The 6,026-nt window shown below is 70.5% G+C and carries 5 protein-coding genes and 2 pseudogenes; 4 read left to right on the top strand and 3 right to left on the bottom strand.

Annotation, left to right across the window (positions count from 1 at the left end; genetic code table 11):
• Positions 1–171: 171 nt before the first annotated feature.
• The 3 genes and pseudogenes from ACWIHY_RS27325 to ACWIHY_RS27315 form a co-directional block, all read right to left on the bottom strand.
• The gene (locus ACWIHY_RS27325; RefSeq protein ID WP_454378326.1) at positions 172–531 is read right to left on the bottom strand and encodes a phage holin family protein; all 360 of its coding nucleotides are present in this window, start codon (positions 529–531) and stop codon (positions 172–174) included.
• A gap of 127 nt (positions 532–658) precedes the next feature.
• A pseudogene (locus ACWIHY_RS27320) lies at positions 659–1,274 on the bottom strand (pectate lyase); the annotation flags it as partial.
• Positions 1,272–1,478 (bottom strand): annotated as a pseudogene (locus ACWIHY_RS27315) (sigma factor); the annotation flags it as partial. The pseudogenes ACWIHY_RS27315 and ACWIHY_RS27320, both read right to left, overlap by 3 nt.
• 292 nt (positions 1,479–1,770) lie before the next feature.
• Between ACWIHY_RS27315 and ACWIHY_RS27310 the strand changes: the two are divergent.
• The 4 genes from ACWIHY_RS27310 to ACWIHY_RS27295 all read left to right on the top strand — a co-directional run bounded on the left by ACWIHY_RS27310 (position 1,771) and on the right by ACWIHY_RS27295 (position 5,932).
• Positions 1,771–2,265, top strand: a complete 495-nt coding sequence (locus tag ACWIHY_RS27310; protein ID WP_454378325.1) for a cupin domain-containing protein — start codon at positions 1,771–1,773, stop codon at positions 2,263–2,265.
• 70 nt (positions 2,266–2,335) lie between these two features.
• Positions 2,336–2,698, top strand: coding sequence for a DUF952 domain-containing protein (locus ACWIHY_RS27305; protein WP_454378324.1), 363 nt, complete (start codon positions 2,336–2,338; stop codon positions 2,696–2,698).
• 293 nt (positions 2,699–2,991) lie between these two features.
• Positions 2,992–4,794 (top strand): hydrogenase maturation protein, encoded by a 1,803-nt coding sequence (locus ACWIHY_RS27300; RefSeq protein ID WP_454378323.1) that lies wholly within the window; start codon positions 2,992–2,994, stop codon positions 4,792–4,794.
• A gap of 49 nt (positions 4,795–4,843) precedes the next feature.
• A complete protein-coding gene (locus tag ACWIHY_RS27295) occupies positions 4,844–5,932 on the top strand; it encodes an NADH-quinone oxidoreductase subunit B family protein (protein ID WP_454378322.1) in 1,089 nt (362 codons plus the stop codon).
• Positions 5,933–6,026 lie beyond the last annotated feature (94 nt).

Below are 6,026 nucleotides of genomic sequence, written 5' to 3'. Positions count from 1 at the left end.
CCCGGGGCCCCCCCCGGCCCCCGTGTGGGGGCCCCCCCCCCCCCCGCCCGGCCGTTTTGGGGTCGTGGGGGGGGGGCGGCCCCCCCCCGGGGGGGGGGGCCCCGCGCCCGTACGTCGCCTCCCGCTGCCGGAAGCGGCACACTCCGAGACGGTCCGGGACCGTCGGCCCCGTCAGCCACCGCTCAGCTCGCCCGCGACCTGCTCCACCGCATCCAGCGAACACGTCAGCGCCTCGCGTGACGCGGCCCGGGCCTCGCGCAGTCTCGCCCGCCCGTACCCCGCGAACGCCACCGCCCCGACACCGTACGCGACCGCGAACACCCCCGCCACGCGCTGCGCCGGCCACACACGCTCCAGCGTGCGTACCGCCGATTCCTGTGCCGCCAACAAGGCCAGCAACCCCAGTACTCCGCCCGCGCCCAGCGCCGCCGAGCCCCGTCGGCCTTCGCTCACGGCAGCCACCAGCTCCGCCTTGACCTGGTCAACTTCCTCACGTACCAACTCGATCACATCCTGAGACAGTGCCTGCATGCTTCCCAGGTACCCCTGACGCAGCCCGGCACGCGCCGGACCCCGCCCGCGCGTCGGCCGGCCGGGAAGAGGGGGTGCCCCGTGGGCTGGGGCCCGCGGGGCACCCCGGCAACGCTCTGGAGACGGGCTACTTGTAGGTGACGTCGGAGGCCTTGTAGACGCAGTACGTGCCGTCGGGGCCGCTGCCCAGCTCCTTCGGCTCCTTGCCGGTGCTGTTGCCCTGGAAGCGGGTGCAGACCTTGATCTTCTTGCCGCTGTCGCCGGGTGATCCGCACCTTGCTCAGCGTCGCGGTGTCGCCGTAGTTCTGGTTGATACCGACGATCGACTTGCCGGGCGCGGTGATGTCGACGTCACTGATGACCATCGTCCGCTTGTACTGCTTGCCGCAGTTGCGCATCAGCTTGCCGAAGTCGGAGGCCTGGAAACCGGTCACCGTGAGCTTTCCGGCGCCGTTGAACTGGAAAACCTTGTCGGAGGCCTTCCGCGCGCCGCCGCCCTTGACCGTGTAAGTGGCCGAGGACGACGTGCTCTTGAACGTGGCGGCGTCCTCGCCGACCTCCTGCCACCACGCGTTCTCCAGTGTGCAGCTGCCCGCGCAGTGCACTCCGTCGGCGGCGGGGGAGCCGAGGACGACATTCTTCAGGACGGCACCGTCCTTGAGCTTGAACATCGGGTCCTGGCCCTCGTCCTGGCCGTCGCCGCCCAGCTCGCCGGTGCCGTAGAACTTCTGCAGCTTGCCGTTGGCAACGACACCGCGTGCGTAGGCCGCCGGATGATCGGCGGCACGTACCCGGTCCCAGCGGTGCCAGAGCGCGAGCAGCGCATCCGCGGCGATGTCGTCGGCGGCGTCCGCCTCACCGGTCAAGAGGTATGCGAAGCGGGCGAGTTCGGCGTAGTGGCGTTCGAAGTAGTCGTGAAACTCCGCGGATACGTCGTCGGCGACCATGCCCGAGGGTTGCTCCAAATGATGTGCTCATGCCCGTCCGGACAAGGCGGCGAGCATACCAATCACGCCGTCCGAACGTGCCAGACGGGAAGGGGCAACGAGCCGCTCCATGGCACGCCACGCCGCTCCTGCACGCGGCGCGGACGGGCGGTGCGCCGTCGAGCCGGACAGAATTGACCCGTGATTCCGGCAGGAAAATGCACCCCTCAGTGGGTCTCCCAGTTGCATAAAGTCGTATGCACAAGGCCACGGGAGACGCCCGGAGCCGCAGCTCAGCCCAGGGAGTACGACGATGAACGCCCCCGCACTCACGCCGCTTCTGACCCGCGCCGCCACTGCCGAGACCACGAGCGACCCGAGCAGCGTCATGACTCTGCTCGCCGACTGCGGCACCGACGGCAGCTCGCTCACCAGTTACCGCTCGCAGTTCGCCGAGGGGGCCGTGGGCGCCCCGGCCCACTTCCACACCCGGGCCTCGGAGCTCTTCTTCGTCATCGGCGGCTCTCTTCAGGTACTCGTCGACGACGAGGTGAAAATCCTGGACGAGGGCGACCTCCTGCTCGTACCGCCGCACACGCCGCACGCCTTCGCTGCGGCTCCGGGTGCCGAGGCCGACGTGCTGTTCGTCTTCACGCCCGGCATGCCGCGCTTCGACTACCTCCGGCTGCTCGGCCGGGTGATGCGGGGCGAGGCGAGCCCGCGGGAAATCGCCGAGTCCTCCGAGCACTTCGACAACCACTACGTCGACAGCCCGGTATGGCGGGCCGCGCTGGAAGCCGCACACTGAATCGGCGGCTCCCGTGGCTGCTCGGGAAGCGGGCGGTGGTTCGTCGTAGTGGCTGCTGTATAACCGCGGCATGATCTATCACGTGGTGACGCTCGATGATTGGAGCGCCCTTCCCGACCACCCTTATGCACCCGCTTCCCTCGCGGAGGACGGCTTCGTCCACTGTTCCCCGGACGACGAGACCACTCTGGCCGTCGTCAACGCGTTCTACCGGACCGCGCCGAGGCCGTTGCTGGTGCTGTGCCTCGACGAGGACCGCCTCACCGCCACGGTGGAACGGGAGGCGGCGGTTCCCGCCCCGCCGCCCGGAGTCGCCGGGGGCACCTTGTTCCCCCACGTCTTCGGGCCCGTCAACCGTGACGCCGTCGAGCGAATCCTGGAGATCCAGTGGGACGAGGCGGGCCGGGCGAGAGGGCTGACGGACGCGAACTGACGACGCGACGCGCACAGGCCGACGATGACGGCGGGGTGAGGACCCGTGTCGGCTCAGCCTCCGCACGGTCGGCGAACGGCCGCGCCGGAAGCGCCGTCGCGCCCGCCCGCCGGCCCGGAACCTGTCCCACCGGGCCGACGGCCCCCCGCCGGGTGGGCGTCGGGCGGTGCGCTTTCGGGTGACCCCGCAGCCTGTCGCCGTCCCCGTTCGTATGGCGTGCCCGACGATCGCAGCGGCCGGGGAAGTCCCAGCCGCGACGACGACCGCCGGCGTCCGTGCCGGGGAAGGTTGCCATGCACATCCTGCTCGTGGCCAGCGCGTTCAACAGCCTCACCCAGCGCGTGCATGCCGAACTGAGGGACCACGGCCACAGCGTGGCGGTGGAACTCACCCCGCACGCCGAGTCCCTGCGCGAAGCCGTCCGGCGGCACGAGCCGCAGCTCGTCGTGGCACCGATGCTGAAAACGGCTATCCCCTCGGACGTGTGGTCCGCGTACACCTGTCTCGTCGTCCACCCGGGGCCCGTCGGTGACCGCGGGCCCTCGTCGCTCGACTGGGCGATTCACGAGAACGCCACCGAGTGGGGTGTGACCGTCCTTCAGGCCGACGCGGAGATGGACGCCGGTGACGTGTGGGCATCGGTCGCCTGTCCCGTACCACCGGTGGCCAAGAGCGACCTCTACCGCAACGAGGTGGCCGATGCCGCACTTGCGGCCGTCCTGCTGGCGGTGGAGCGCTTCGCGGGCGGATCGTACATCCCCTGGAGACAGCCCCGGGGAAGCGAGGCAGGTACCGCCGTCCGCACCCGCCCGTACCTGAGACAGGACGACCGGCGGATCGACTGGGCGTCGGATTCCACGGAGACCGTACTGCGCAAGCTGCGCGCTGCCGACTCGCAGCCCGGTGTACTGGACGAACTGCTCGGCGGCGAGTGGTACCTCCACGGGGGCCACCCCGAGGACGCGCTGCGCGGCCGTCCGGGCGCACTGCTGGCCACCAGGGCCGGTGCGGTGTGCCGGGCGACGACGGACGGCGCCGTGTGGATTCCCGAACTGCGCCCGCGTCGCGGCCCGGGGCAGCCCGCCACGTTCAAACTGCCCGCGGTCCAGGCCCTCGCCGACCGGCTGCCCCCCTTGCCGGAACATCCCGCGCCGCTGCCGGCGGACCCGTCCCGCCGCACCTGGACCGACATCCGCTACCGGGAGAACGGGCAGGTCGGCATCCTCTCGTTCTCCTTCCCGGGTGGCGCCATGAGCACGGCTCAGTGCTGGCGCCTGCTGGACGCCTACCGGGAGGCGTGTGCGCGTCCCACGTCCGTACTCGTGCTGGGCGGTGGCCGGGACTTCTTCTCCAACGGCATCCACCTGAACGTCATCGAGGCGGCCGACGACCCCGCCGGCGAGTCCTGGGCCAACATCAACGCCATCGACGACCTGGTCGAAGCCGTACTGACCACCACCGACCGGCTGGTGGTGTCCGCAGTGGGCGGGAACGCGGCCGCGGGCGGGGTGATGCTCGCCCTGGCGGCGGACGAGGTGTGGTGCAGGGCCGGGACCGTACTGAATCCGCACTACCGCCTCATGGGCCTGTACGGCTCGGAGTACTGGACGTACACACTGCCCCGCAGAGTGGGCTCCGAGGTCGCCGGTCGGCTGACGCGTGAGGCCCTGCCGGTGAGCGCGACGGCGGCACAGCGGATGGGTCTCGTCGACCGGGTGATCGAGTGCGCCCCGCACGCGTTCACGGGAGAGGCCGCCCGGCTCGCGGCGCAGCTGGCTTCGCTGCCCGCGACCCAGGCACGCGTACGCGGCAAGAAGGCGGAGCTGGACCGTCAGGAGAGCGTCAGGCCGCTGGCGGCGTTCCGCGAGGAGGAGCTGACGCACATGCTGCGCACCTTCTCCGACCCGGACGCCCCGTACCACGCACTGCGCCGCGCATTCGTCCGCAAGGAGACACCACCGCGGACCCCGCTCCACCTCGATCCGCCCGCTTCCGCAAGTCGAGTGGCGCCCGCGACCCGCGCGGAGGCCGATGTCACCGGAACGGCCCCCGATGGCGGCGCACCGGCCCCGGATGCCTGCTACCAAGAAAGCTGACGGTCGGAATGCCGGCTTTCGTCCACACCTCCCCAAGGAGGCGCTCCCCATGAGTGCAGCGACGCCGAACACAGCCGAGGCCGCGGACGCCCCGGGTGCGCCCGCCGACGAGGCGCCCCCGATCCACATCCTCTGGATCAACGCCGGCCTGAGCTGTGACGGTGACTCGGTCGCCCTGACAGCGGCTATGCAGCCGAGCATCGAGGAGATCGTCCTCGGCGTGCTGCCGGGCCTGCCCAAAATCGCCGTCCACTGGCCCCTGATCGACTTCGAATGCGGTCCGGTCGGAGGATCGGACACGTTCATCGAATGGTTCTTCAAGGGCGAGCGCGGTGAGATCGACCCCTTCGTGCTCGTCATCGAAGGGTCCATCCCCAACGAGGGGATCAAACAGGAGGGGTACTGGTGCGGCTTCGGGGACAACCCGGAGACCGGCCAGCCGATCACCACCAGCGAATGGATCGACCGGCTGGCGCCCAAGGCACTGGCGGTCGTGGCCATCGGCACCTGCGCCACCTACGGCGGTATCCACGCCATGGCGGGCAACCCCACCGGAGCCATGGGTGTGCCCGACTACCTCGGGTGGGACTGGAAGTCCAAGGCCGGCATCCCCATCGTGTGCGTGCCCGGCTGCCCCATCCAGCCCGACAACTTCTCGGAGACGCTGACCTACCTCCTCTACCAGGCGGCCGGTTCCGCTCCGATGATCCCGCTGGACGACAAACTGCGTCCGACCTGGCTGTTCGGCGCCACCGTGCACGAGGGGTGCGACCGCGCGGGCTATTACGAGCAGGGACAGTTCGCCCTCACGTACGACTCGCCCAAGTGCCTGGTCAAGCTGGGCTGCTGGGGCCCGGTCGTCAAGTGCAACGTCCCCAAGCGCGGCTGGATGAACGGCATCGGCGGCTGTCCGAACGTCGGTGGCATCTGCATCGCCTGCACCATGCCGGGCTTCCCCGACAAGTTCATGCCGTTCATGGACGAACCGCCCGGCGGGAAGGTGTCGAGCGCCGCGAGCGGCGCCTACGGCGCGGTGGTCCGCAAGCTGCGGTCCATCACGGCCAGGACGGTCGACAAGGAACCCAAGTGGCGCCACACCGGAGAGCAGCTGACCACCGGATACCGGCCGCCCTGGTGAACCCCGCCCGGGCCGCGGGCCTTCCCGGCCCGCTCACCTCCGCCCGCCTGCGCAGGCCTGCCCGTACCGGCAGGCCTGCCCCCACCTCCGACCT

It is taken from the genome of Streptomyces sp. NPDC055287 (assembly GCF_053646035.1).
The sequence above is the reverse complement of the archived record's forward strand: the minus strand, read 5'-3'. Positions and strand labels throughout refer to the sequence as shown.

What these genes read in the sequence shown, in the direction of transcription:
- ACWIHY_RS27310 (WP_454378325.1), top strand. Translation starts at nt 1,771, where the DNA reads ATGAACGCCCCCGCACTCACGCCGCTTCTGACCCGCGCCGCCACTGCC.
- ACWIHY_RS27300 (WP_454378323.1), top strand. Translation starts at nt 2,992, where the DNA reads ATGCACATCCTGCTCGTGGCCAGCGCGTTCAACAGCCTCACCCAGCGC.
- ACWIHY_RS27325 (WP_454378326.1), bottom strand. Translation starts at nt 531, where the DNA reads ATGCAGGCACTGTCTCAGGATGTGATCGAGTTGGTACGTGAGGAAGTT.
- ACWIHY_RS27295 (WP_454378322.1), top strand. Translation starts at nt 4,844, where the DNA reads ATGAGTGCAGCGACGCCGAACACAGCCGAGGCCGCGGACGCCCCGGGT.
- ACWIHY_RS27305 (WP_454378324.1), top strand. Translation starts at nt 2,336, where the DNA reads ATGATCTATCACGTGGTGACGCTCGATGATTGGAGCGCCCTTCCCGAC.